The following is a 23,032-nucleotide window of genomic DNA, read 5'->3' on the forward strand; positions in this document are numbered from 1 at the left end:
CAATATCAAAATGAAAAAAATTATTATAAATATACTTATTTTATCGACTGTATTCATTGGATGCAGTACTGATTTAGACATTAATCAAGATCCGGATTTATTGACTCCAGATCAAACGCCATTATCTACTCAACTTCCCGCAGGAATTATTGGAATTGTTGGAGCAGAAGGAGGAATAATGTCAATAATTGGCGGCTTTTGGGCACAGTATTATACTCAATCGGCTTCAGCTAACCAATTTAGAAACATAGATTCCTATAACATTACGACAAACGATTACAATGTTGCTTGGACTAGTATGTATGATGGGCTTAGTGACATAAAGACTATACAAAGAAAGGCTTTGGCTGAAGGAAATTGGAATTATTATTTAATCGCTACTACTTTGTATGTTCAGGCATCTCAGGTAATGACAGATTTTTATGGAGATATTCCTTATGTAGAAGCCTGTAATCCAAAAATACTTACTCCAAAGTTTAATACAGGACAAGAAGTATATGATTTGATGATTAAAGATCTGGATGATGCTTTGTCTAAAGATTTGAAAACTTCGAAAGGAATTGTTCCAGGTAAAGACGATTTTATTTTTCTTGGAAACATGACAAATTGGAGAAAATTTGCTAATACCTTAAAATTGAAAATTTATATTAGACAATCAGAGAAAAATAAAGCTGTGTCTGATAATGGTATTGCAGCTTTATTGAAAGATCCAAATGTTTCTTTCTTAGATACAGATGCGGCCGAATCTAATTTTATAGGATCACCAAATTATGAAAATCCATTATTTGAGTTTAATTATAAATTAAATGTCAGAACAAATATTAGAATGAGTAGAACATTAGGTCAATTCTTAACCGACAAGGCTGATCCGAGAAAAGACCCGTTTGTTTACTGGAACTCAGCAAGTCCAAAAGCATATGTTTTTCAAGATCAAGGAAACTATGATACTAATTCAAGTTTAGGATATGCAAAAGGACCAACAACTTCTTCTATTCCTGCTGTTATTTACGAAGGAGCTAAAAAACCAGTCTATTTATTATCATTAGAAGAGAGTTTGTTTTTACAAGCAGAAGCATTAGAAAGAACAGGAGTTAGTGGAAAAGCAAAATATGATGCGGCTGTAATTGAAAACTTTAGAAAAAATGGTATAGGTGCTGGAATTGCAAATAATTTTATTACTGGAGTTTATACTTATCCAACAGCAGGTACTTTTGAACAAAAATTAGAAGCAATTATTGTTCAAAAATGGGTGGCTAGTTTTCCTGAAAATGGCTTTGAAGCATTTTTTGAAAAAAACAGAACAGATTACCCTAAGACTTCTCCAGTTGCGCAAAATGTTTCGACTTATATAGGAGGTGAATTTGCCTTTTCTGCAAGCCCAGATGTAGTTGTTGCTTATGGAACTTTTCCTAAAAGAATCCCTTATCCTTTGTCAGAAAGAAGTTATAATGCTAATACTCCAGAATTGTTGGCTTCAACGGTTAAAATTTGGTGGAATAAGTAATTGTATTTAGTTAAAATAAATAACGTTTTCAAAAAGAAAAATAAAAAATGAAAAATTTTAAAAATAATATTATAAAAATACTTTGTGGTATTCTTATTTCACTTTCATTCGCTTCCTGTGATGCTGGTGGAGATCCTGAACCAGGTGGAACTACTACACAGGATTTTGCAGGTGATTGGTTTATCAATGTTAAAGTTGAAGGTGTTAGTAAATTTATCAGATTTTCAACCTATAATACATCAGCAAATGATAACACTATGTTTATTGATGACAATGGATTGTCACAAACAAAACCTACTTCACAGATTTTGAAAGCCAAATATTCAATAAACATGAAGGATGGTAGTTTTACTTCTGATGTTAATACAGCAAATTTGAGACAGACTAGTAAAACAGTTACTATCACAAATGGTAAAATTGAAAAAATGGGAGGAACATCAAGAGGTGGACATACTGTTGACAAGATTTCATTCACTGTTGAATATAGTAACGAGCCAGGAGTTAAGTATGATTATGTTGGAACAAAAAGAACTGGATTCAAAGAAGATGAATATTAATTAAATCAAAAAAAGCCGGAAGTCTTAAAACTTCCGGCTTTTTTATAACAACTAATTCTAATTACTTAACAAACTTGTCAATGATTTTATCTGTTTCTGCTTTTGCAGTATCTGGTTTCAAATCAAACAATAGAGAATAAAGTGCTTTTCTGTCTACTTTAGCTTCTAAGTTTAGGTCTTTATGTCTGTCAAAAAGAGTTTGCCATTTGTCACGAACGTTTTTCCAAAGTGCATTGTTTGCTGCCCACCATTTTTGTCCAGCGATACATTTAGAATCATCTACTTTAGTGTAAACGTCAAATCCTTTTTCTTGAGCTAACAAAACATCTTTTCCAGCATCGTCACGAACCAATTTGTCATTATCCTGCTCATGATTCCATCCTGTTGCAGTGATTTCGTGAATATTTCTTCTTTTTAAAACGTTATAATCGTTACGTTTTGTCTGTTCTCTTCTAGGAAGTGGTGCATCAGCAACATTTGCCCAGTAATCTTGTCCGTCAACATGTACCCATGTAGAAGATCCTTCATATCTTGGACTATCATCTACCTGATATACTTTTTGAGTCCATTGCCCTTTAACGGCTTTTTTATCTAGTTTTTTGTATTTCCAAGAATTTCCTTTGTCAAAAGTATATAAGTCTGTGTTTTCGTAAAGCCAGTCTTGTCTCCAGTGTTTGATAATCATATCAGGGCTTACAATTAGTAAATGCTGCATTACAATTTTGTTTGGAGTATCTTCTAATAATTGTACCCATTCTAAAGCCGATTCATGTTTTGTCTCAGACGGTTTATAAGTAAGTGAATCTTTTGGGTATGAGAATGTTTCAGTAAAATTGAACTTCACTTCATAACAACCGCACATAGATTTTATGGACTTAATATCTTGTTGTTTCTTGTCCTGACTAAAACCAAGACTACATGTTAAAGCCACAGCGGCTGACATTAAAAGACTTTTCGAAATCATAACTTATTGTTTTGTTTTAAATTTTTTGCAAATATATAAATTTAATTTAGAACAATTAAAAATAATCATATATTTGCATCGATTATTAAGACTCAATAAAAATAATGAAAATTAAAATTACTCTTTTTGCTTTTACGCTTTTTTGTCAAATGTCAGTTTCTCAGGAAGTTAAAAAAGATAGCGTTGAAACAAATGAATTATCAGAAGTTAAGGTTACTACTGCGACTAGAACAGAAAGAGTGCTTTCGTCATTGCCATTGCCAATGACCATTATTACATCAGAAGCAATTATTAAATCTGGTGTTACAAGATTAAATGAAATTTTAAATGAACAAACAGGAATTATTTTAATTCCAGATGAGAGTGGTTTCGAGGGAATTCAAATGCAAGGACTAGATGCTGCTTATACTATGATTTTAATTGATGGTGTTCCGTTGGTAGGAAGAAGTGCTGGAGTTTTGGATTTATCCAGGGTATCAGTTGGAAACATAGAAAGAATAGAAATTGTAAAAGGAGCTTCTTCTGCATTATATGGCTCTGAAGCTATGGGAGGTGTTATAAATGTAATTACAAAAAAGCCTAAAAAGGATATGTTTTCAGGAAGTCTTTCATACAGGTATGCTACATTTAATACTAGCGATGCTAATACTAATTTGCTTTGGAAAAAGAAGAAGTTTTCGGCTAATGTATTTGCAAATTTTTATGCTACAGAGGGTTATGATTTAAATAAAGATACCCCTCTAAAAAATGTGGAACCGTTTTACAACTTTACTGTTCAGCCTAAAATATACTACGACTTTTCAGAGAATTTAAAACTAATAGTAAGCAACCGTTTTTATAATATGAAAATGGATAACAAAGCTATTATAGATTCTCAAAATTATAGTGGTGATGCAAAAGAAAATGAATGGAACTCGCAAGTTAAACTGGAGCATAAGTGGAATGATAAATTCTATTCAGAATACGAATTGTATGCTACAAATTATAAGAATGATTCTTTTTTAAATGACGAAAATAATGTTCGCTATGAAGATGCATATTACAATCAATGGCTGCTGCGTCCAGAAATTAGAACAACGCTTTCTCTTAAAAGAGATAAAATAACAGGAGGTCTCGGATTGAATTATGAGACTTTAGACAGAACATATTTTGATAAAAATGTAGAGTTTAATTCTCAATATTTCTTTTTGCAATATGACAGTAATCCGACAGAGAAATTGAATATTATTGCTGGATTTAGATATGATAATCATAGTGTCTACGCTTCACAGTTTAGTCCAAAATTGGCTGTAAATTATAAGATAAAAGAAAACTTTTCTTTAAAATCGTCAATAGGATATGGTTACAAAGCCCCTGATTTTCGCCAACTATATTTCGATTTTACAAATCCGTCAGTAGGTTATACTGTTTTGGGATATAATGTTGCAGAAGCACGTTTGAGTCAATTGGATCAACAAGGGCAGCTTTTGTCAAGAGTGGAAGGAGTCAATTTTAATAGTCCATTGGAAGCTGAAAGTTCGATAAACTTCAATTTCGGAACTTTCTATAAAAAGAATAAACTACGAGTAGATGTAAATGCTTTTTATAATTCAATAAAGAATTTAATTGATACTCGTGTCGTAGCACAGAAAACAAATGGTCAGAATGTTTTTAGTTACTTTAATATCAGTCAAATTTTTACTTATGGTTTAGAGTTTAATTCAACATATGATTTTACGAAAGACTTTTCAGTGTCATTTGGATACCAATATTTAACAGCAAAAGACAAATCAGTGTTGGATAATTTTGAAGATTATCAATATATCCGAAACTCAGATTTGCAGACTATTCAAATTAAAAAATCAGATTATTTTGGATTGTATAACAGATCTAAACATACGGCTAATGTTAAATTCGCTTACACTATTCCAAGTATTAAAACGGATATCAACTTACGTGTTTTTTACAGAAGCAAATACGGAATGTTCGATACCAATGGCAATCAGATTTTAGACAAGTACGACACTTTTGTCAATGATTATTTTATAACAAATTTATCAGCTTCAAAATATATCGGTGATAAATTCATGCTTCAAGCTGGAGCAAATAATTTACTTGATTTTACAGACCCAACACAAATTAGCAACCTTGCAGGAAGGCAGCTATTTGCACGAATTCAATATAATTTTTAATCAACATTTATTTAACACATTCTCAAAATGAAAACAAAATTTTTAAAACTTTCTCTTTTAGCATTATTTGTATTTGCGGCATCTTGTAGCAGCGATGACGATAAAAATGAAGTGATACCAGTAGTAACAACAAAAGTTTCTAATGTTGATGGATCAGGTACAACATTTACAAAATTCAGTTTTTCTGAAAACAAAGTTGTTACTGATGACAGCTGGGATATTGCTTTCAATAAAACAACTATTCTGGTAAACGGTGGAGTTAAAAAAGCTGATACTGAGCCAACAAGAACTGGATCTGGTGCAGTAAGTATTGTTTCTGGTACTTTTGCAGGTGTAACAGCTTTCCCAGCAGCAGCTACTTTTGCTCAGGATGGTACGGCTGCTTATGCAATTCCTACAGGAAGCGGAAACGGATGGTATAGCTATAATGCAACTACTCATATTATTGCTCCTATTGCAGGAAAAGTATTTGTTGTAAAAACACATGATGGTAAATATGCAAAATTTGAAATCTTAAGTTACTATAAAGATGCGCCAGCAAATCCAGAATTAACTTCAGTATCTGGATTCTATACTTTTAATTTTGCTTACCAAGCAAACAGCGCTACGACTTTCTAATAAAGTATTTTAAACCTCGGATAATTTATTTATTCGAGGTTGCTTTTTACTCAATAATTAATTTTAACATGAAGAAAATTACTTCTTGCTTTTTTTTATTTCTTATAAATATTATTACATATGGACAGTTTAGTGTTTCTATTCCTAATATGACAGTAAATGGAGGATTAGCTTCATCAATTAATTTTGGAACAAATGTTTCATCTTTAAATGTAACACTTTCAGTAGATATTACTACAACATTAAATCAAAATGATAGTTCTCCAGCAGGAGACTTAACTGTTTATTATAAAAGGAATTCAGGTGCTCCAGCAGTAATACCTAGTGGAGGAAGTTCTACAACTGTTTTGTTTTTAGGATCAAACAAAATCACGAAACCAATTAGTAATATCACATTAAATGCAAGTCAGTTTGATGCAACAGGAGGTGTTTTGTACGTGGAATATAGAAGCAGCTCCAATACTTCATTTTTAAGTTCAAATATTAGTATTACTAAAACTGTAAGTCCGACCAATCCAACAAACCCAGCAAACCCAACAAATCCTACCAATCCTACCAATCCAACTGATCCAACTCAGTCTCTTAATTATATTTCTGGTAATCAAAGTGTAAATGAAGGAGAGGAAGCAGCTGGCTTAATAGGTAATGATCCTCCAGTAATAGAAAATATGGTATATGAAATCATATGGTTAGTAAAAAAAGATGGTGTATTTGATGTAATTCCTGGAGCCACTGATAAGGATTATTACCCTGGGATAGTTACTGAGACCAAAACTTATTGGAGACGATTAAAGTCATATTGGAAGGGGGTTTTTACAGGGTATATTAGCAGTAATCAAGTTACTGTGACAGTGATTCCAGCTCCTCCTATACAAAATAATACAATAAATCTAATAGGAACTTATATGACAGGTACTTTTCCTACTGGTGGTTTGGGGAGCTATAACTATAAGTGGATTGCTTATGTTGTAGATGGAGAAGATCCTTGGATAATAGAGCAAAATACAGATACATTTATTATACCTGCAAATATTTATGGATTTGCTCCTTATAATACAGTTCTTGTTGCTAGAATTGTGACATCTGGGTCTAGAACTAGTACAAGCAATTTTGTTAGAATTTATTCTGCTCAAGAGATTGGTAATAATTCGATTACAATTTCGGGACGTAATATTGTGGGAAGCTTACCAAGTGGAGGAGGAGAAGGAGGATTTTATTATCAATATATAGCTTATAATGAAATTGATGGAGAAGTTATTGGAGATCCCCAGATTTTAAGTAATGAACAAAGCTATTATTTCCCTTATGATACTCCATTAATAACTAAGATTTACAGAAAAGTTTATTCAGGAGATAAAGTGTCTATTAGTAATACAATAGTAATTCCTCCGACTGCTTCAGGTTTTGGTAAAAAAACAACAGAAACTGTTTCCTCAGATTTAACCGTTTACCCAAACCCAACATCCGAATCTATAAACTTCGTAACCAATTTCACGACAGATAAAAATATTGAGATTATCCTATACTCTGAAAAGTTAGGACATGAAAAATCAGTTTATAAAGGAAAAGTAAGACCAAAACAGACAGTAAACTGGAGTATTCCTGCAAACTACCAAAAGGGACTTTACTTTTATAAAATTTTATCCGACAATAACGAAGTCAAATCAGGAAAAGTTATATTCAACTAAACAGCATCAAAAATCTAGTTAATCATTAGCTTTGTTTTTTTTATTTTTTTTTTGATAAAGGGGTTAGATTTTTCTAACCTCTTTTTTTTGATCTAGTTTCTTGTTAAAATCAATTAGAAATAAAATGTTATTCTATCTTTGCAAAAAATTTCCCTGCAATAAGTTAACAATTATTTAATTGGTTTAATTTTTGAATGCAGTACTTTATACTTTTATAATTATTAAGTGAATACAAAATCTTATTTTTTTCAGTCTTTTTCAATCGTTGCTTTGGCACTGGTTGCTTTTATTGGATTCAAACAAATCCTTCCGGACAAAATATTTTCGGAAAGTAAATTAGATTCTAAAAATATATTAATAGACAGTTTGCTTTTAGAGTCTGTGGCTAAAGATTCATTGGCTACAGATGATGATAGTATTACTGAAAGTGAAAGAAAATTAAAAGGTCAGAAAATTGTTTTTGATCAGACGGAAGGAATCGAATTTCCGTCAGAAACCTTCGAAAATTATAAGGGATATCAATACCTGATTTCTTTCTATGAAAAATTGTATCAGTTGGAGAAAAATCCGCAGAGCAAAGTTAGAATTGCTTATTATGGAGATTCTATGACCGATGGAGATTTAATTGTTCAAGATGTTCGTACCAATTATCAAGAACGTTTTGGAGGAAACGGAGTAGGTTTTGTTTCCATTACATCAGAGTCTGCTGCTTCGAGAGGTTCTGTAAAATCTACGTATTCTAAAAACTGGAAAACACAATCGTATTTAAATGTCAAAAAACCAACAAGTCCTTTTGGAGTTAATGGGCATGTGTTTTTTGCAAACGATGCATCACGCCCAACTTGGGTTCAATATGAAGCAGGTTTAAATAAATATTCTACTTCTTTAGATAATGCAACATTATTTTATGGTCGTTCATCTAAAACAGGAAAAGTGAATTTCATTATCGGAAAAGATACTATCAAAAAAAGTCTTTCTCCAAACAATTTAGTGAATACCTTAAAAGTTTCTTCTGGAAGTTTAAAAGCATTCAAAGCCAACTTCGTACAAGCAGATTCCATTCCGATTTACGGATTTAATTTTGATAACGGAGCAGGAGTTCACGTAGATAATTTTTCGCAGAGAGGAAATTCAGGACTTCCAATTTCAATGTTTAATGCAGATGTAATGCGCGCTTTTAATAACAGTCTGAAATACGATTTGATTATTCTGCATTATGGAACCAACGTTTTGAATTACGGAACCAAAAATTATTCTTGGTATGAAAAAGGAATGACTAAAACCGTAAATAAAATCAAAGAATCTTTCCCAGGAGTTTCAATTTTAATTGTGTCAACAGCGGATAAATCGACTAAATACGAATTGGAAATGAAAACCGATTCTGCAGTTGTTCCATTGATGAAAGCTCAAAAACACTATGCATTGGAAACTGAATCCGGATTTGTAAATTTATATACTTTAATGGGTGGAGACGGATCGATGATTAAATGGGTAGATGAAGCTCCAGCAAAAGCTAATAAAGATTACACGCATTTTAACCAGCGTGGAGCAAAAGCAATCGGTAATTTGTTGTACGGACAGTTAAACAAAGGATACGAAGAATACAAAGTGCTAAGAGAAAAAAGAGATGCTAACGGAACTAAGCCAAAACCAGTAAGAAGAGCCAGACCCGATTCCGTTTCAATAACAAAAGACAGCGTATGATAAATAAACTTATTGTTTTCTTTTGTTGTCTTTTCCTTACTAGCAATGAAAAGACTCCAAAAGCAGATGTAGATCCAATACCCAAAAGCATGATTCAGAAAGTTGATACTGCAGCAGCAGAAATTCCAATAGATGGTCAAATTTATAATGCGAGAGTATTAAAAGATTTTTTTAAGAAATTAGAACAAAACGAAGGTCAGAGCAATCAAAAAATCAATATTGTACATATTGGAGATTCGCATATTCAAAGTGATTTGATGACCAACGAGATTAGAAAAAATTTGCAGCAAAAGTTTGGAAATGCAGGACGTGGTCTGGTTTTTCCGTACCAGCTTGCAAAAACGAACGGTTCTTATAATGAACGTTTCAAATCAAATCGTGCTTGGGAAAGTTACAGAAATATTCTCCCATTCAAGAGTAACCCAGTTGGTTTAAGCGGTATCGGACTTTGGAGAGACACTGGTGGATTTGTAATGGAAATGAATGTGAAAGATCCTTCATATAAATTCAATACCATAAAAATCATAACGCCTCAAAATCAAGATATGTTTGATTTGGCTATTTCTTCTAAGATTAATTCAATCCAGACGACAGAACGAAGAGTAATTACTCATAAAATTAAAAAAGGGGAGGTGCTTGGAACGATTGCGGATAAATACAATGTTTCGATTGCAGAGATTAAAAGAGATAATCGTTTAAAAGGAAACAATATTCGAGCAGGTAGAACATTACGAATTTCTACAAACGAAACAAGGCCAAAGACTATTTCGATGTCTGAATTTATTCCGTTAAACATAGAATCAGATTCATATTCACATTATTATAATTCAGAAACTGCGTTAAGCCGAATTTTTCTGATTCCGAATAAAGAGGCTAAGGATTATGAATTAAATGGAATTGTTTTGGAAAAAGATGCTTCTGGAATTATCTATAGCGGGATTGGAGTAAATGGAGCCAAATATTCAGATTATAATAAATATCCGTTATTCTTTGAACAATTAAAATCATTACATCCAGATTTACTTGTTTTTTCTTTGGGAACAAATGAAAGTTACGATCATTTAGATGCTGCCAGTTATATCAAAGAATTATATGAGTTTATTCATAATATTAGAGCTCAGAAAATAGATGCTCCAATAATAGTGATGACGCCTCCGCCATCTTTGCTAAGAAGGAAACCAAATCATTATATTGATGATTATGCAAAACAAATCATTGATACAGCACAAAAAGACGATTTTGCTGTTTGGAATTTATACAATGAATTTGGAGGAATGAGCGGAATCAAACAATTAAAAGTTCAGGGATTAATTGGTCCAGACTGGGTTCATTATTCTAAAAAGGGATACGAAAGGCAAGGAAACTTGTTTACACAGGCGTTTTTTAAAACATACGATAATTTTAAATTAAAGAATTAAGTTGACAACAATAGATAGCATTAATAATTGGTTCATTCAAAATTTTGGTGCAATTACAATAGAACAAGTTGAAAGCTGGTTTGTTTATAACCCAGACGAAAAGCTTTTATTTAATACAGGTTTATTCTTAGGATTATTCCTGATTTTCTATTTTGTGTATGGTTTTTTACGCAAAACATTTTATTTGAGATTGACCTATGTTATTCTCTTCTCACTATTCTTTTACTATAAATCAAGTGGAATTTATTTTCTGCTGCTATTGCTTTCGTCTGTTGTAGATTATGGCTTGAGTCAGATTATTTACAAAGAAAGCCGTGACAGCGTTAAGAAATTATATTTGGTCATAAGTGTGATTTTGAATTTAGTACTTTTAGGTTATTTCAAATACATGAACTTTTTGATTGTGACTTACAATGATATGTTTCATGGTAATTTTGCACTTCATAATGTTTTCCTTCCTGTGGGAATTTCGTTCTACACTTTCCAGTCCATGAGTTATATTATTGAGATTTACAGAGAAGAAATTAAGCCTACAAAAAACTACATCGAATATTTATTCTTCGTTTCGTTTTTCCCGCAATTGGTTGCTGGACCAATTGTTCGTGCGAAAGATTTCTTGCCTCAGATTTATCAAAAATTAAATCTGACTAAAGAAGACGTAAACAATGCCTTGTTTTTGATTATTGGAGGTTTAATTAAGAAAACAGTAATTTCAAATTACATTTCAGTAAACTTTGTCGATCGTGTTTTTGATACGCCAATGAGTTATACTTCGTTCGAAAACTTAATGGCTTCATATGGTTATGCGATTCAGATTTATTGTGATTTCTCAGGTTATTCAGATATGGCAATTGGTATCGCATTGTTGTTAGGATTTAAATTACCAGTCAACTTTAGAACCCCGTATAAATCAACTTCGATTACTGATTTCTGGAGAAGATGGCACATCTCGCTTTCAACTTGGTTGAAAGACTTTTTATATATTTCTATCGGAGGAAACAGACAAGGTTCCTTTGCAGGATATTTATTCCCAAGTTTGTTCTTCTTCGGATTGTTGCTTTGGGGAATGTCTTGTTACAATGAAAGTGTAATTCCGCTTATCATTGCCGGAGTAAGTATTTTGATTTTTGCTCTATCATTTTTACTTTCAAGCAAAATAAAGCAAACCTTAGTAACCAATTTCAACTTGTTTACTACAATGCTTTTAGGAGGTTTGTGGCATGGAGCAGGAGCACAGTTTATTGTTTGGGGAGCGCTTCACGGATTAGCTTTAGCGGTTCATAAAATATTCATGGAGTTCTTTCCTTCGAAAAAAGATAAAAGCCCGAATTTCTTGTGGAGATTTTTCTCTATCGTAATTACATTCCACTTTGTAGTTTTCTGCTGGATTTTCTTCCGCGCAAGAGATTTTGAAACAGCTTTACAAGTAATTAATAATATCGGACAATTAACATTCGAACCAGAACTTTGGAAAACAATTGTACTAGGTTACAAAAATGTTTTCGGATTAATGTTATTCGGTTACGTTTGGCATTTCTTACCAGAAACATTCACAAACGGAATGAAATCTGTTTTCGACAAAACACCTTTATTAATTAAAGCCATCATCTTAGGATTCGTTTATTGGATTGTTTACGCAACAGCAGTTGCAGGTTCACAACCTTTCATTTATTTCCAGTTTTAATTTTAAAGGTTCAAAGTTTTGTAGCCACAAAGGCACAAAGGCGCAGAGATTTTTTCTTTGCGCCTTTTTTTATTGCCACGAAGGCACTAAGGCGCGAATTTTTTTTCTCTCGCAGATTTGGCAGATTGAACAGATTATTTTTTTATGGTAATAAAGAAATCCCTTAAATCTGCGAGAGAAAAATGCGACATAAACAATTCGAGAAATTAGTATAATTCGTGGCAAAAAACTTTGTGTCCTTGTGCCTTCGTGGCAAAAAAAAACAAAGGTTAAGTAATTCAAGAAATGAGTGCAATTCGAGGCAAAAAACTTTTTGTCCTTGTGCCTTCGTGGCAAAAAAAAACAAAAGTTAAGTAATTCGAGAAATTAGTGCAATTCGTGGCAGAAAAAACTTCGTGCCTTTGCGCCTTAGTGGCAAAAAATGCATTTAAATAAAAATTGCCTGAAATATCTAATTAGATTATCTTTGCACTTCAAATAAAGAAAATGATATGTTTGATAATTTAAGTGATAAGTTAGATAAAGCGTTCCATATATTAAAAGGACACGGTAAAATTACAGAAGTAAACGTTGCCGATACTTTAAAAGAAGTTCGTCGTGCGTTACTTGATGCCGATGTTAACTTTAAAATTGCTAAAGATTTTACAGCAAGAGTAAAAGACAAAGCAATTGGTCAGGATGTATTAACAACCTTACAGCCAGGACAATTATTGGTGAAGTTGGTTAAAGACGAACTTACCGAATTAATGGGTGGAGATGTTGCTGGTGTAAACTTATCAGGAAATCCAACTGTTATTTTGATGTCAGGACTTCAAGGTTCTGGTAAAACAACTTTCTCTGGAAAATTAGCAAACTTCTTAAAAACAAAGAAAAACAAGAAACCACTTCTTGTAGCTTGTGATATCTACCGTCCAGCGGCGATTAATCAGTTGCATGTTGTAGGAGACCAAATAGGTGTTGAGGTTTACTCAGAACCAGAAAATAAAAACCCTGTAGAGATTGCTCAAAACGCAATCAAACACGCCAAAGCAAACGGATTCAATGTTGTGATCGTCGATACAGCAGGACGTTTGGCAGTAGATCAGGAAATGATGGACGAAATTGCTCGTGTACACAAAGCAATTCAGCCACAAGAAACATTGTTCGTTGTAGACTCTATGACAGGACAAGATGCTGTTAATACAGCAAAAGCTTTCAACGATATCTTGAATTTTGATGGAGTTATTTTAACGAAATTAGATGGAGATACTCGTGGTGGAGCTGCGCTTTCAATCAAATCTGTGGTTAATAAACCAATCAAATTTGTAGGTACAGGAGAGAAAATGGAAGCAATTGACATTTTCTACCCAGATCGTATGGCTGAGCGTATCTTAGGAATGGGAGACGTTGTGTCGCTTGTTGAAAGAGCTCAAGAACAATTTGATGAAGAAGAAGCTAGAAAACTTCAAAAGAAAATCGCTAAAAACGAATTCGGTTTTGATGACTTCTTAACGCAGATTCAGCAAGTAAAGAAAATGGGTAATATGAAAGACTTGGTTGGAATGATACCAGGTGCTTCAAAAGCCATGAAGGATGTAGAAATCGAAGACGATGCTTTCAAACATATCGAAGCCATCATTCACTCGATGACTCCAGGAGAAAGAAGTAAACCAGCCATTATCGACGTAAAAAGAAAAGCCAGAATCGCAAAAGGTTCGGGAACCAAAGTTGAGCAAGTAAATCAGTTAATGAAGCAATTTGACCAAATGAGCAAAATGATGAAGATGATGCAAGGTCCAGGCGGAAAAAACCTGATGAAGATGATGGGAGGTATGAAAGGAATGCCGGGCGGTATGCCAGGCGGAATGCCAAAATAATAAAAAGAGTTTCAAGTTTAAGGTTTCAAGTTAAGAGACCAAAACTTGAAACTTTTTCACTTAATATATCAAGAGTTTCGTTTTCAACTTTAAACCTGAAACTTGAAACAATATCAAAACCTGAAACAACACAACAAAATGCAAATACTAGACGGTAAAAAAACATCTAACGACATTAAAAACGAAATCGCAGCAGAAGTTCAAGCTATAAAAGATGCTGGAGGAAAAGTACCTCATTTAGCAGCAGTTTTAGTTGGAAATAATGGAGCAAGTTTAACTTACGTAGGAAGTAAAGTAAAATCATGTCAAGAAATTGGTTTCGATTCGACTTTAGTTGCTTTACCAGAAACGATTACAGAAGAGGAACTTTTAGCTAAAATTAAAGAGTTAAACGAAGATGATAACCTAGACGGATATATCGTTCAGTTGCCTTTGCCAAAACATATTGACGAAGAGAAAATTCTTTTGGCAATTGATCCAGACAAAGACGTTGACGGATTTCACCCAACAAACTTTGGTAGAATGGCTTTAGAAATGGAAACATTTATTCCAGCAACTCCATTCGGAATCATGCAGTTGTTAGAGCGTTACAAAGTAGAAACTGCAGGAAAACATACAGTAGTTATCGGAAGAAGCCACATCGTTGGTCGTCCGATGAGTATTTTAATGAGCCGCAAAGGAAATCCGGGAGATTCAACTGTAACTTTAACTCACAGCCGTACTAAGAACTTAGAAGAATTCACTAAAAATGCCGATATTATCATCACTGCTTTAGGAGTTCCAGAATTCTTAAAAGCTGATATGGTGAAAGAAGGAGTAACGATTATCGACGTTGGAATTACACGTGTTGACGATGCATCAAACCCAAAAGGTTATGTAATTAAAGGTGATGTTGATTTTGACGGAGTAAGCAAAAAAGCAGCTTTTATTACGCCAGTTCCAGGTGGAGTAGGACCAATGACAATTGCAATGTTGCTTAAAAATACACTTTTAGCAAGAAAAATGAGAAGTGCAAGAAACAAATAATTGCTTCAAAATATATTTTCAAAGCCTGTTCGATTGGACAGGCTTTTTTTATGCAATTATCTTAAAATTTCTAACACAAATTTATTTCAGATAGCAAAATATCTCTAGCTATGTTTGTTTAAAGAAAGTGAAACGTCTTTTCTAAAGTTTCAAAAGCTATGTTTCTATGTGTTTAAAAACCATTTTAATATATAATTAATAGTTTAAAGTTTTGGTTCTTAAAAATAAAGGATACTTTTGCACCACTTAAAAAAATAACCCTTCTCCAAATGGACGATTATTATCATTCGTTAGTATTTAATTAAAGCAGCTTTTGAATTTCAAAATGCTGCGATAAAACCCTGTATTTTGAAATGAAAGCCTTTTACACAAACAACAACGGATTAATTGAAATCCCAAAATGGACTTCTAATTGCTGGATTCACATTGAATCTCCAACAGAATCAGACAAACAATATTTACTAGAAGATCTTCAAATTCCTGAAGCATTTTACAATGATATCGAGGATATCGACGAAAGACCTCGTATCGAAATCGAAGACGGCTGGACATTAATTATCATGCGCATTCCCATAAAAAGTGGCGATGTCAAAATCCCTTTTCATACCGTACCGCTCGGAATCATTTTTAAAGAGGATATCTGCGTAACCATCAGTTTTTATAAAACAGAAATTATTGCCGATTTTGTATCCTATTCACGACGCAAAAACATCGAAATCGAAGATAATTTCAATTTAGTATTACGATTGCTTCTGTCATCAAGCGTTTGGTATTTAAAGTATCTAAAGCAAATCAATCATAAGATAAAATTGGCCGAAGACAATTTAGAGAAATCAATCAAAAATGAAGAATTGCAAGCCTTGCTTCAAATCGAAAAATGTTTTGTCTTCTTCATCACGTCTTTAAAAGCCAATGATGTTTTATTCCAAAGAATCAAAAACTTAAAAGCGCACAAAGCCAATTACGATCCGGAATTATTAGAAGATGTCGAAATCGAGTTAAATCAGGCGCAGGACACGGCCAATATTTACAACAACATCTTGACGGGAATGATGGACGCCTATGCTTCTGTAATCTCCAATAATATGAACAATATTATGAAACAGATGACTTCTATTTCCATCATTTTAATGATTCCAACATTAATCGCCAGTTTGTACGGAATGAACGTCCCTAATGGTTTGGAAGAAAGTAAATACGGAATCTGGATTCTACTTCTAATTTCCATAATATTATCAACTTTCGGCGTATTTTTATTCAAACGAAGAAGATGGTTCTAAAATATTAAAAAGCCTGTTCGTTAAGAATGGGCTTTTTCGTTTTTTATAATTTGGGCGTGACCATGTTTTGCAAATGGCGCAACCAATCTTTACGTATATATGCGCCATTCGCAAAACATGGTCGGGCTATCCGCGCTACTTCGGTAGCTAGCTCCTATCCCTCACGCAGTCTTTTTCATAAGAACATTTTGTTTTTACAGAACGTTTATAAAATCTCAAAGAGGTGAAATATATAGCCACGATTATTCACCACGATTCAAAGCTCCAGAAGAGTTAAATATTTATAGTAACGATTATCTAAACCGATTAAAGTCCCAGAGGGGCGACATTAAAAATATTTTTTCATTTTTTTATTTGCCAATTCAAAATAAATAATAACTTTGTAATGCAAAGTACTTTAATTATGGATCAAAAGCACCAAGAAGATTTAGCACATATTCGTTCCATGATGGAGCGCTCTTCACGATTTATATCATTAAGCGGACTTTCAGGAGTTTTCGCAGGTCTTTCGGCTTTAATTGGCGGAATCTATGTTTACCAGCTTTTCAAAGCAAATGGGATGGATTATCTAAACGATGGACATAGATTATATTCTACCAATCTGGTTTCAGAATTATTCTGGATCGGAATCATAATTATGGTGGTTGCATTAGTATTTGCTGCTTTTTTTACCGTTAGAAAAAGCCGAAAATACAATTTGCCAATTTGGACTTCAGCAACAAAAAAGATGCTTTTTCATTTGGCAGTGCCACTTGTTACTGGCGGAATATTTTGTCTGGCTTTAATGTATTATGGAAACTTTGGTTTTGTGGCACCTGCGACATTAATTTTTTACGGACTAGCAGTTGTAAATGCTGAAAAATATACATTTTCTGATATAAAATATCTAGGTTTCTCGGAACTGATTTTAGGATGTATTGCACTTTTTAATATAGGATATGGTTTGATTTTCTGGATTTTAGGATTCGGAGCCCTACATATCGTATACGGATTAGTGATGTTCAAAAAATACAAATAACCCTATGGGAATTATTGATAAACTAAATAAAGATTTTGAAAGCCGTGTCAGATTAGGAATTATGTCTATTCTGATGGTTAACGAATGGGTAGATTTTACCGAGATGAAAACGCTTTTAAATATCACCGATGGTAATTTAGCAAGTCATTCCTCTGCGCTTGAAAAGGCCGCTTACATTGAAGTGAAGAAAGAATTTGTTGGTAAAAAGCCAAAAACTTCTTATCAAGTAACCGATCTGGGGCGTGCAGCTTTTAAAGAACACTTATCGTACCTTGAAAAATTAATGAAATCCTAATAACGCTATTTTTTTATCTAAAAACTTTGAATTACAAAGTACTTTTAAATCTAAAACAATGAAAAAACATCAAATTATTTTAGCTTGTACAGCAGTTTTTTTACTGCTTTTTTACAACGAATCTGTTGGAATCAATATTTCTATTTTCGGTGTAGTTCTTACGCTCCTGATTAGTTATTTCTTTCAGGAGAAGTTTGTCGACAGATCACATTTGGTTCTTGTAATGACCTCTATTTTGTCTTGTTTTGCCTTTGCTTGGTACGGAGATGCTGCATCATTCTTTGCTTTGGCTTTGTCAATTTTGTTTTTACAATTCAAAACGCAAGATGGTGAACTCAAAATCATTCAGGTTTTTCCTTTGATAATCTTAAACGGATTTGCTTCTATAGGTCGAATATTTATGTTTAATCAGTGGCTTCCAGAACGAAAAATCCACAATGATTTTGCTAAAAAACTCGTTGCTTTCGTAGTTATTCCACTAGTATTCTTGGGATTGTTTTTTATCGTTTATTCTTTCGGAAGTAATCATTTCTCTTCATTATTTACCGATTATGAGTTGGATCTTAATATGCCGCAATTAATAGGAATCAGTATTTTAGGGTTTTACATTTCGTTTAGTTTTTGGAATTATTGGGTTCCAGATACTTGTTACGAGTACAATTCAAGATTGAATAATAATTTCGTAAATGTTTCTAACATAAAGAATCAAAGCACTTTTTCATTTTTAGATTTGGATTTCGAAAGAAAAAGCGGCGAAATCACATTGTTTCTGCTCAATATTATGCTCTTAGTCTTCATCGGAACTTATAATTACGAACAGTTTTTTGAAGTTATAGAAAAAGCAAATCTGAGTTCAGATACACACGAACGCGTAAATGCCGTAATTTTTTCAATCTTGATGGCAGTGGGGGTAATCCTGTTTTACTTTAAAGGAGGGTTTAATTTTGATGAAAAAGCTACAACTTTGAAGAAACTGGCGAAAGCTTGGTTAGTTTTAAATGTAGTTTTGATTGTAAGTACGATGATTAAAAATACAGAATATGTTTCTTTTTATGGCTTAACTTATAAACGACTTGGAGTTTATGCTTTTCTGATTTTAGCCATCATTGGTTTGATTGTATCTTTTCAGAAAATCCAAAAACAGAAAACAAACGCCTATCTTTTTAATCAAATGGTTTGGTATTTCTACGGAACAATTATTCTATGCAGTTATGTAAACTGGGGAAGTTTAATTACCAATTATAATATTTCTGTAAACAAAGGAGTAGAGCCTGTTTTTTTAAGCGGATTAAATTTTAATGATGAAGCGCGAAGAGAATATTTTAAAAAGAACAATTTAGACGGAAAATATTCAGAAGCTGTGAGAGAAGAAATGATTTCGAATTATCAAGATGCTAGTTTTTTATCTAAAGCGTTGTATTATGAGTTTTTGGATAAGAAGAAATAAACTATTCTGATTTATTATTTTAAAAGCCTTATTTGTATTAACTATAGGGCTTTTTATTTGTCTCTATATTAGATGTTTAAAGTGTTTGTTGGAAGAATATTTATTATATTTGATTTGCGGAATTTTAAAAATAATAAAATTTTTACTACAATGTGCTTTCGCGAGAATCATAGATTAATTTTTTTTTTGCCTGATTGATTTTGGTTAATACAAATTTTAAATCCAATATGTTAATCAGCTAAAATCGTAGCAACTAGTATGAATAAATATACTAATTGAACGTCTTTTTGGAATAAATTAATAAAATTTAAAAAATCGCCGTATGAAAAAAACAATCGCAAGTGATGAAAAATCGGGACTAGAATGCCCGGTTTGTAGATTCAAAATTAAATTTAATATGATGGATCTTTTGATGAAAAAGAGCATAGTCTGTCCGTCTTGTAATTTAACCATGAATATGGATGTTCCGGAAGATATGAAAAGACATCTACAAGAGATTAGTTTAGCTGAGCAATTTACAGGAAAGTCTCAGTCTTTTGATAAAAAATTAAAAGGCTAATAGCAGCCTTTTAATTTTTTTATTTATCTCCTCTTTTCTTAAATCGAGGATCATGTTTTGAGATGAAATTTTTTCTTCTGGTTGGAGTTGTACCACTTGACGTTGAACTTTCCACTTTAGGAAAACTTGCTTCTTCTGTTTTACTAGAAGGCTCAATCAACTGATTTAGTTCTTTTATTTCAGCATCAGTTAAATCTCTATATCTTCCGACAGGAACATCCAAAGAAATATTGATAATTCGGATACGTTTAAGCGCAGTAACTTCATAACCCAAATATTCAGACATTCTTCTGATCTGACGGTTTAGTCCTTGCGTTAAAATAATCTTGAAAGTATATTTACTGATTTGTTCAACTTTGCACTTCTTGGTAACAGTATCCAAAATCGGAACCCCATTTCCCATTCTTTGAATAAAGCGTTCTGTAATAGGTTTGTTTACGGTAACTGTATATTCTTTTTCGTGGTTGTTTCTTGCACGAAGAATTTTATTTACGATATCACCATCATTGGTCATAAAAATTAATCCTTCACTGGCTTTATCCAGTCTTCCGATTGGAAAAATACGTTTTGGATAATTAATGTAATCCACAATATTATTTTGAACTTCTAAATTAGTCGTACACTCAATTCCAACCGGTTTATTGAATGCTAAATAAATTAATTTTTCGTTTTTCTCAACGATTAATTTTCCGTCAATTCGCACTTCGTCATTTGGCGAAACTTTAGTTCCCATTTCCGGAACAGCGCCATTTATTGTTACGCGTCCTTCTTCAATTAGTTTATCAGCCTCACGACGAGAACAATATCCCGTTTCTCCAATAAATTTATTAAGACGTTTTAAATTTTCTTCCATACTGCAAAAATAGGCAAAAAATAAATTTTAGACTTTAGATTTATTTGGTTTCAGAAAAAACTTAGAACCTTAGCAACTTAGAATCTTAGCATCTCTTTTAAGAGTGATGAAAATCAATACTATCTTCAGGAGTTTCTTTTCTTTCAAACATTCCGTAATCACGAACTACCGTTGCAATTCTTAAATGATAATCTCTAAAAATGCCATTTCTGCCTTTTTGCTGAGCGAGACGATGCATTTCAAGATTTCGCCATTGTTGAATACTTTCCTCATCTCTCCAAAAAGACAAAGACAAAATTTTTCCAGAATCACTCAAACTCTGAAAACGTTCAATAGAAATAAATCCATCAATATGATTTAATTCTGGTTTTAGACTTGCGGCAATATCCAGATATTCTTCTTTTTTACCTTCGTTAGGAATGACTTCAAAAATTACGGCGATCATCTTTTTGAGTTATAAGTTATGAATTATAAGTTATGAGTTATGAGTTATGTGTGAAAAACTTTGTCTCTTTGAAACTTTGTCACTTTGTATCTAAGAGCTTTGTATCTAAGAGCTTTGTATCTAAGAGCTTTGTATCTAAGAGCTTTGCTCGTTAAAAAGAAACTCAATCACTTTATCATACAAATCGTCATCATGCATTCCGTGACCTAAGCCGCTGGTTTCTATGAATTGACTATTTTTCCAGTTACTGGCTATTTTTTTTCCTTCGGCGAAAGCCACAATTTTATCAGAAGTATCATGAGCAATCAATCCAGGAATAGTAAATTCAGATGCAAATTTTTGGCCTGAAAAATCTGCCAGTTTAAAATTGAAACGATTTACGAATTTATTTTCTAGAAGAGGAAGCATTTTTCTGTTTAGACTTAACATTGAAATGTAATTATCAATCAAAGTTTTTAAATCTGAAGGAGCTCCTAAAATCACCATTTTATTAATGCTCGTATTCGGAAATAAATATTGATGATAAACACAGGCAGCGCCACCAATCGAATGTCCGATGATAATTTCTGGCTGATACTTTTCTACTGCTTTATTAATAAATTCGGCATAAAGAGGTACATTAAACTCTTTTCCGCTACTTTGTCCATGAGCGGGAGCATCAAGTGCGATAATAGTACTTCCAGATTTTTGTAAATGTGGTAACGTTTTTTTCCAGCGTGCAGCATTGCTTTCCCAGCCGTGAACCAATAGAATTTTGGTTGCATTTCCTTTCCAAATGTAAGTTTGAAAATGATGCTCGTTATGATGAAAAGTTTCTGTTTCTGTGTTTTTTAAAACTTTAGGAAGCGTTTCTTTTTGTAATCTTCCCACTCTTGGTTGACTAAAAAGTGCATATGAAAGTTCCATCGCTTTTTGGGGACGAACATAACTCAAGAAGTTTATATATGATCCAACCGATTTTAAGGTAACAAAACGGATTCCTTTTTTAATTTTCAAAACTTATTTTTTTCTAAAGGTAAAAAAAGGTCTGCCACGAATTGCACAAATTAACACGAATTTTTTATTCACATTGTTACAGACAGAAAAAGATAATTAGTGGAAATTCGTGAAATTCGTGGCAAAAAAAGCAAAAAAAAAGTCCCGATTTAATCGGGACTTGATATTTAGAATTTTGAGAACAATTGTTCCATTTTTTCTTTTTCTTCTTCAGCTAATTGCGTATCAACTAAGATTCTTCCAGAGTGCTCATCAGTGATGATTTTCTTTCTTGAAGCAATTTCAACCTGAGTTTGTGGTGGAATTGTAAAGAAAGATCCAGCAGAAGCTCCTCTTTCGATAGAAACTACAGCCAATCCGTTACGAACACTGCTTCTGATTCTGTTGTAAGCAGCTAATAATCTGTCTTCGATTTGTGCAGCATATTCAGCAGATTTCTCAGTCAAGAAGATTTCTTCTTTTTGAGTTTCAGCCATAATAGCATCCAATTCAGATTTTTTATGTTTTAAATGAGAGCTTTTAGCATCAAGTTTTTCTTTTAAATTAGAAATAACTTCTTTTTTGTGCTCGATAGAAGCTTTCATTTCTTTGATTTGCTTTTCAGCCAATTGAATTTCTAATTCTTGAAATTCAACTTCTTTAGTCAAAGAATTAAATTCTCTGTTGTTACGTACTGATTCTTGTTGTTTTGTGTACTTCTTGATCACTTCTTTATGCTCCTCAATAGCAATTTTCTTTGCTTTGATTTGCTCTTCAATCACTTCAAGTTCACCTTTCAGTTTCTCTGAACGAGTGCTCAAACCTGCAACTTCATCTTCTAAATCTTCAACCTCTAAAGGAAGTTCTCCTCTAACGTTTCTGATTTCGTCAATTCTAGAGTCAATAAGCTGTAAATCGTATATTGCTCTTAACTTGTCCTCAACACTTAATTCTTTCGTATTCGTCATAT

Annotated in this window: 20 protein-coding genes; 15 read left to right on the top strand and 5 right to left on the bottom strand. The window is 32.8% G+C overall.

Annotated elements, in window-relative coordinates:
• Positions 1 to 10: 10 nt before the first annotated feature.
• Both NQQ59_RS09050 and NQQ59_RS09055 read left to right on the top strand, forming a co-directional pair.
• On the top strand, positions 11 to 1,504 hold the full coding sequence (locus NQQ59_RS09050) for a SusD/RagB family nutrient-binding outer membrane lipoprotein (protein WP_144217812.1): 1,494 nt from the start codon (positions 11 to 13) through the stop codon (positions 1,502 to 1,504).
• A gap of 47 nt (positions 1,505 to 1,551) precedes the next feature.
• Positions 1,552 to 2,061 carry a lipid-binding protein gene (locus NQQ59_RS09055; RefSeq protein WP_144217814.1) on the top strand — a complete coding sequence of 170 codons (510 nt, stop codon included), beginning with the start codon at positions 1,552 to 1,554 and terminating at the stop codon, positions 2,059 to 2,061.
• Between the two features lie 61 nt (positions 2,062 to 2,122).
• Here NQQ59_RS09055 and NQQ59_RS09060 read toward each other — a convergent pair whose 3' ends face one another.
• On the bottom strand, positions 2,123 to 3,025 hold the full coding sequence (locus NQQ59_RS09060) for a DUF6607 family protein (protein WP_109190534.1): 903 nt from the start codon (positions 3,023 to 3,025) through the stop codon (positions 2,123 to 2,125).
• A gap of 104 nt (positions 3,026 to 3,129) precedes the next feature.
• Here NQQ59_RS09060 and NQQ59_RS09065 point away from each other — a divergent pair, with 104 nt between their 5' ends.
• From NQQ59_RS09065 to NQQ59_RS09125, 13 genes are all read left to right on the top strand, one after another.
• Positions 3,130 to 5,196, top strand: a complete 2,067-nt coding sequence (locus tag NQQ59_RS09065; protein WP_144217816.1) for a TonB-dependent receptor plug domain-containing protein — start codon at positions 3,130 to 3,132, stop codon at positions 5,194 to 5,196.
• A 27-nt stretch (positions 5,197 to 5,223) separates the two neighbouring features.
• On the top strand, positions 5,224 to 5,814 hold the full coding sequence (locus NQQ59_RS09070; RefSeq protein ID WP_144217818.1) for an HmuY family protein: 591 nt from the start codon (positions 5,224 to 5,226) through the stop codon (positions 5,812 to 5,814).
• A gap of 68 nt (positions 5,815 to 5,882) precedes the next feature.
• Positions 5,883 to 7,502 carry a T9SS type A sorting domain-containing protein gene (locus tag NQQ59_RS09075; RefSeq protein ID WP_144217820.1) on the top strand — a complete coding sequence of 540 codons (1,620 nt, stop codon included), beginning with the start codon at positions 5,883 to 5,885 and terminating at the stop codon, positions 7,500 to 7,502.
• 225 nt (positions 7,503 to 7,727) lie between these two features.
• Positions 7,728 to 9,206 carry an SGNH/GDSL hydrolase family protein gene (locus tag NQQ59_RS09080; protein ID WP_144217822.1) on the top strand — a complete coding sequence of 493 codons (1,479 nt, stop codon included), beginning with the start codon at positions 7,728 to 7,730 and terminating at the stop codon, positions 9,204 to 9,206.
• Positions 9,203 to 10,624: a GDSL-type esterase/lipase family protein gene (locus NQQ59_RS09085; RefSeq protein WP_144217824.1), complete on the top strand. Its 1,422-nt coding sequence runs from the start codon at positions 9,203 to 9,205 to the stop codon at positions 10,622 to 10,624. The genes NQQ59_RS09080 and NQQ59_RS09085 overlap by 4 nt, the downstream gene beginning before the upstream one ends.
• Before the next feature lies 1 nt (position 10,625).
• Entirely contained in the window at positions 10,626 to 12,308 is a 1,683-nt protein-coding gene (locus tag NQQ59_RS09090; RefSeq protein ID WP_144217826.1) for an MBOAT family O-acyltransferase, read from the top strand.
• A gap of 491 nt (positions 12,309 to 12,799) precedes the next feature.
• Complete coding sequence (gene ffh / locus NQQ59_RS09095) at positions 12,800 to 14,164, top strand: signal recognition particle protein (protein ID WP_144217828.1); 1,365 nt, start codon at positions 12,800 to 12,802, stop codon at positions 14,162 to 14,164.
• Between the two features lie 138 nt (positions 14,165 to 14,302).
• Positions 14,303 to 15,190, top strand: coding sequence for a bifunctional 5,10-methylenetetrahydrofolate dehydrogenase/5,10-methenyltetrahydrofolate cyclohydrolase (locus NQQ59_RS09100; protein WP_144217830.1), 888 nt, complete (start codon positions 14,303 to 14,305; stop codon positions 15,188 to 15,190).
• A 353-nt stretch (positions 15,191 to 15,543) separates the two neighbouring features.
• Positions 15,544 to 16,470 (top strand): magnesium transporter CorA family protein, encoded by a 927-nt coding sequence (locus tag NQQ59_RS09105; protein WP_144217832.1) that lies wholly within the window; start codon positions 15,544 to 15,546, stop codon positions 16,468 to 16,470.
• 403 nt (positions 16,471 to 16,873) lie between these two features.
• Positions 16,874 to 17,488 carry a hypothetical protein gene (locus NQQ59_RS09110; protein ID WP_144219812.1) on the top strand — a complete coding sequence of 205 codons (615 nt, stop codon included), beginning with the start codon at positions 16,874 to 16,876 and terminating at the stop codon, positions 17,486 to 17,488.
• A 4-nt stretch (positions 17,489 to 17,492) separates the two neighbouring features.
• Positions 17,493 to 17,783, top strand: coding sequence for a winged helix-turn-helix domain-containing protein (locus tag NQQ59_RS09115; RefSeq protein WP_144217834.1), 291 nt, complete (start codon positions 17,493 to 17,495; stop codon positions 17,781 to 17,783).
• A 58-nt stretch (positions 17,784 to 17,841) separates the two neighbouring features.
• The gene (locus NQQ59_RS09120) at positions 17,842 to 19,230 is read left to right on the top strand and encodes a DUF4153 domain-containing protein (RefSeq protein WP_144217836.1); all 1,389 of its coding nucleotides are present in this window, start codon (positions 17,842 to 17,844) and stop codon (positions 19,228 to 19,230) included.
• A gap of 322 nt (positions 19,231 to 19,552) precedes the next feature.
• The gene (locus tag NQQ59_RS09125; protein ID WP_144217838.1) at positions 19,553 to 19,789 is read left to right on the top strand and encodes a hypothetical protein; all 237 of its coding nucleotides are present in this window, start codon (positions 19,553 to 19,555) and stop codon (positions 19,787 to 19,789) included.
• 19 nt (positions 19,790 to 19,808) lie between these two features.
• Here NQQ59_RS09125 and rluF read toward each other — a convergent pair whose 3' ends face one another.
• The 4 genes from rluF to NQQ59_RS09145 all read right to left on the bottom strand — a co-directional run bounded on the left by rluF (position 19,809) and on the right by NQQ59_RS09145 (position 23,030).
• The gene (rluF, locus tag NQQ59_RS09130) at positions 19,809 to 20,642 is read right to left on the bottom strand and encodes a 23S rRNA pseudouridine(2604) synthase RluF (RefSeq protein WP_144217840.1); all 834 of its coding nucleotides are present in this window, start codon (positions 20,640 to 20,642) and stop codon (positions 19,809 to 19,811) included.
• Between the two features lie 97 nt (positions 20,643 to 20,739).
• Positions 20,740 to 21,087, bottom strand: coding sequence for an antibiotic biosynthesis monooxygenase family protein (locus NQQ59_RS09135; protein WP_144217842.1), 348 nt, complete (start codon positions 21,085 to 21,087; stop codon positions 20,740 to 20,742).
• 135 nt (positions 21,088 to 21,222) lie between these two features.
• The gene (locus NQQ59_RS09140; protein WP_144217844.1) at positions 21,223 to 22,083 is read right to left on the bottom strand and encodes an alpha/beta fold hydrolase; all 861 of its coding nucleotides are present in this window, start codon (positions 22,081 to 22,083) and stop codon (positions 21,223 to 21,225) included.
• A gap of 167 nt (positions 22,084 to 22,250) precedes the next feature.
• Positions 22,251 to 23,030, bottom strand: coding sequence for a zinc ribbon domain-containing protein (locus NQQ59_RS09145; RefSeq protein ID WP_144217846.1), 780 nt, complete (start codon positions 23,028 to 23,030; stop codon positions 22,251 to 22,253).
• Between the last annotated feature and the right edge of the window lie 2 nt (positions 23,031 to 23,032).

Source organism: Flavobacterium panacis (assembly GCF_024649945.1).
Classification (GTDB): Bacteria; Bacteroidota; Bacteroidia; order Flavobacteriales; family Flavobacteriaceae; genus Flavobacterium; species Flavobacterium panacis.

Bases quoted from the DNA above. Each gene is read 5' to 3' on its own strand.
- ffh (WP_144217828.1), top strand. From the start codon at position 12,800: ATGTTTGATAATTTAAGTGATAAGTTAGATAAAGCGTTCCATATATTA.
- NQQ59_RS09075 (WP_144217820.1), top strand. From the start codon at position 5,883: ATGAAGAAAATTACTTCTTGCTTTTTTTTATTTCTTATAAATATTATT.
- NQQ59_RS09145 (WP_144217846.1), bottom strand. From the start codon at position 23,030: ATGACGAATACGAAAGAATTAAGTGTTGAGGACAAGTTAAGAGCAATA.
- NQQ59_RS09100 (WP_144217830.1), top strand. From the start codon at position 14,303: ATGCAAATACTAGACGGTAAAAAAACATCTAACGACATTAAAAACGAA.
- NQQ59_RS09060 (WP_109190534.1), bottom strand. From the start codon at position 3,025: ATGATTTCGAAAAGTCTTTTAATGTCAGCCGCTGTGGCTTTAACATGT.
- NQQ59_RS09070 (WP_144217818.1), top strand. From the start codon at position 5,224: ATGAAAACAAAATTTTTAAAACTTTCTCTTTTAGCATTATTTGTATTT.
- NQQ59_RS09105 (WP_144217832.1), top strand. From the start codon at position 15,544: ATGAAAGCCTTTTACACAAACAACAACGGATTAATTGAAATCCCAAAA.
- NQQ59_RS09135 (WP_144217842.1), bottom strand. From the start codon at position 21,087: ATGATCGCCGTAATTTTTGAAGTCATTCCTAACGAAGGTAAAAAAGAA.
- NQQ59_RS09115 (WP_144217834.1), top strand. From the start codon at position 17,493: ATGGGAATTATTGATAAACTAAATAAAGATTTTGAAAGCCGTGTCAGA.
- NQQ59_RS09110 (WP_144219812.1), top strand. From the start codon at position 16,874: ATGGATCAAAAGCACCAAGAAGATTTAGCACATATTCGTTCCATGATG.
- NQQ59_RS09055 (WP_144217814.1), top strand. From the start codon at position 1,552: ATGAAAAATTTTAAAAATAATATTATAAAAATACTTTGTGGTATTCTT.
- rluF (WP_144217840.1), bottom strand. From the start codon at position 20,642: ATGGAAGAAAATTTAAAACGTCTTAATAAATTTATTGGAGAAACGGGA.
- NQQ59_RS09065 (WP_144217816.1), top strand. From the start codon at position 3,130: ATGAAAATTAAAATTACTCTTTTTGCTTTTACGCTTTTTTGTCAAATG.
- NQQ59_RS09125 (WP_144217838.1), top strand. From the start codon at position 19,553: ATGAAAAAAACAATCGCAAGTGATGAAAAATCGGGACTAGAATGCCCG.
- NQQ59_RS09120 (WP_144217836.1), top strand. From the start codon at position 17,842: ATGAAAAAACATCAAATTATTTTAGCTTGTACAGCAGTTTTTTTACTG.
- NQQ59_RS09050 (WP_144217812.1), top strand. From the start codon at position 11: ATGAAAAAAATTATTATAAATATACTTATTTTATCGACTGTATTCATT.
- NQQ59_RS09085 (WP_144217824.1), top strand. From the start codon at position 9,203: ATGATAAATAAACTTATTGTTTTCTTTTGTTGTCTTTTCCTTACTAGC.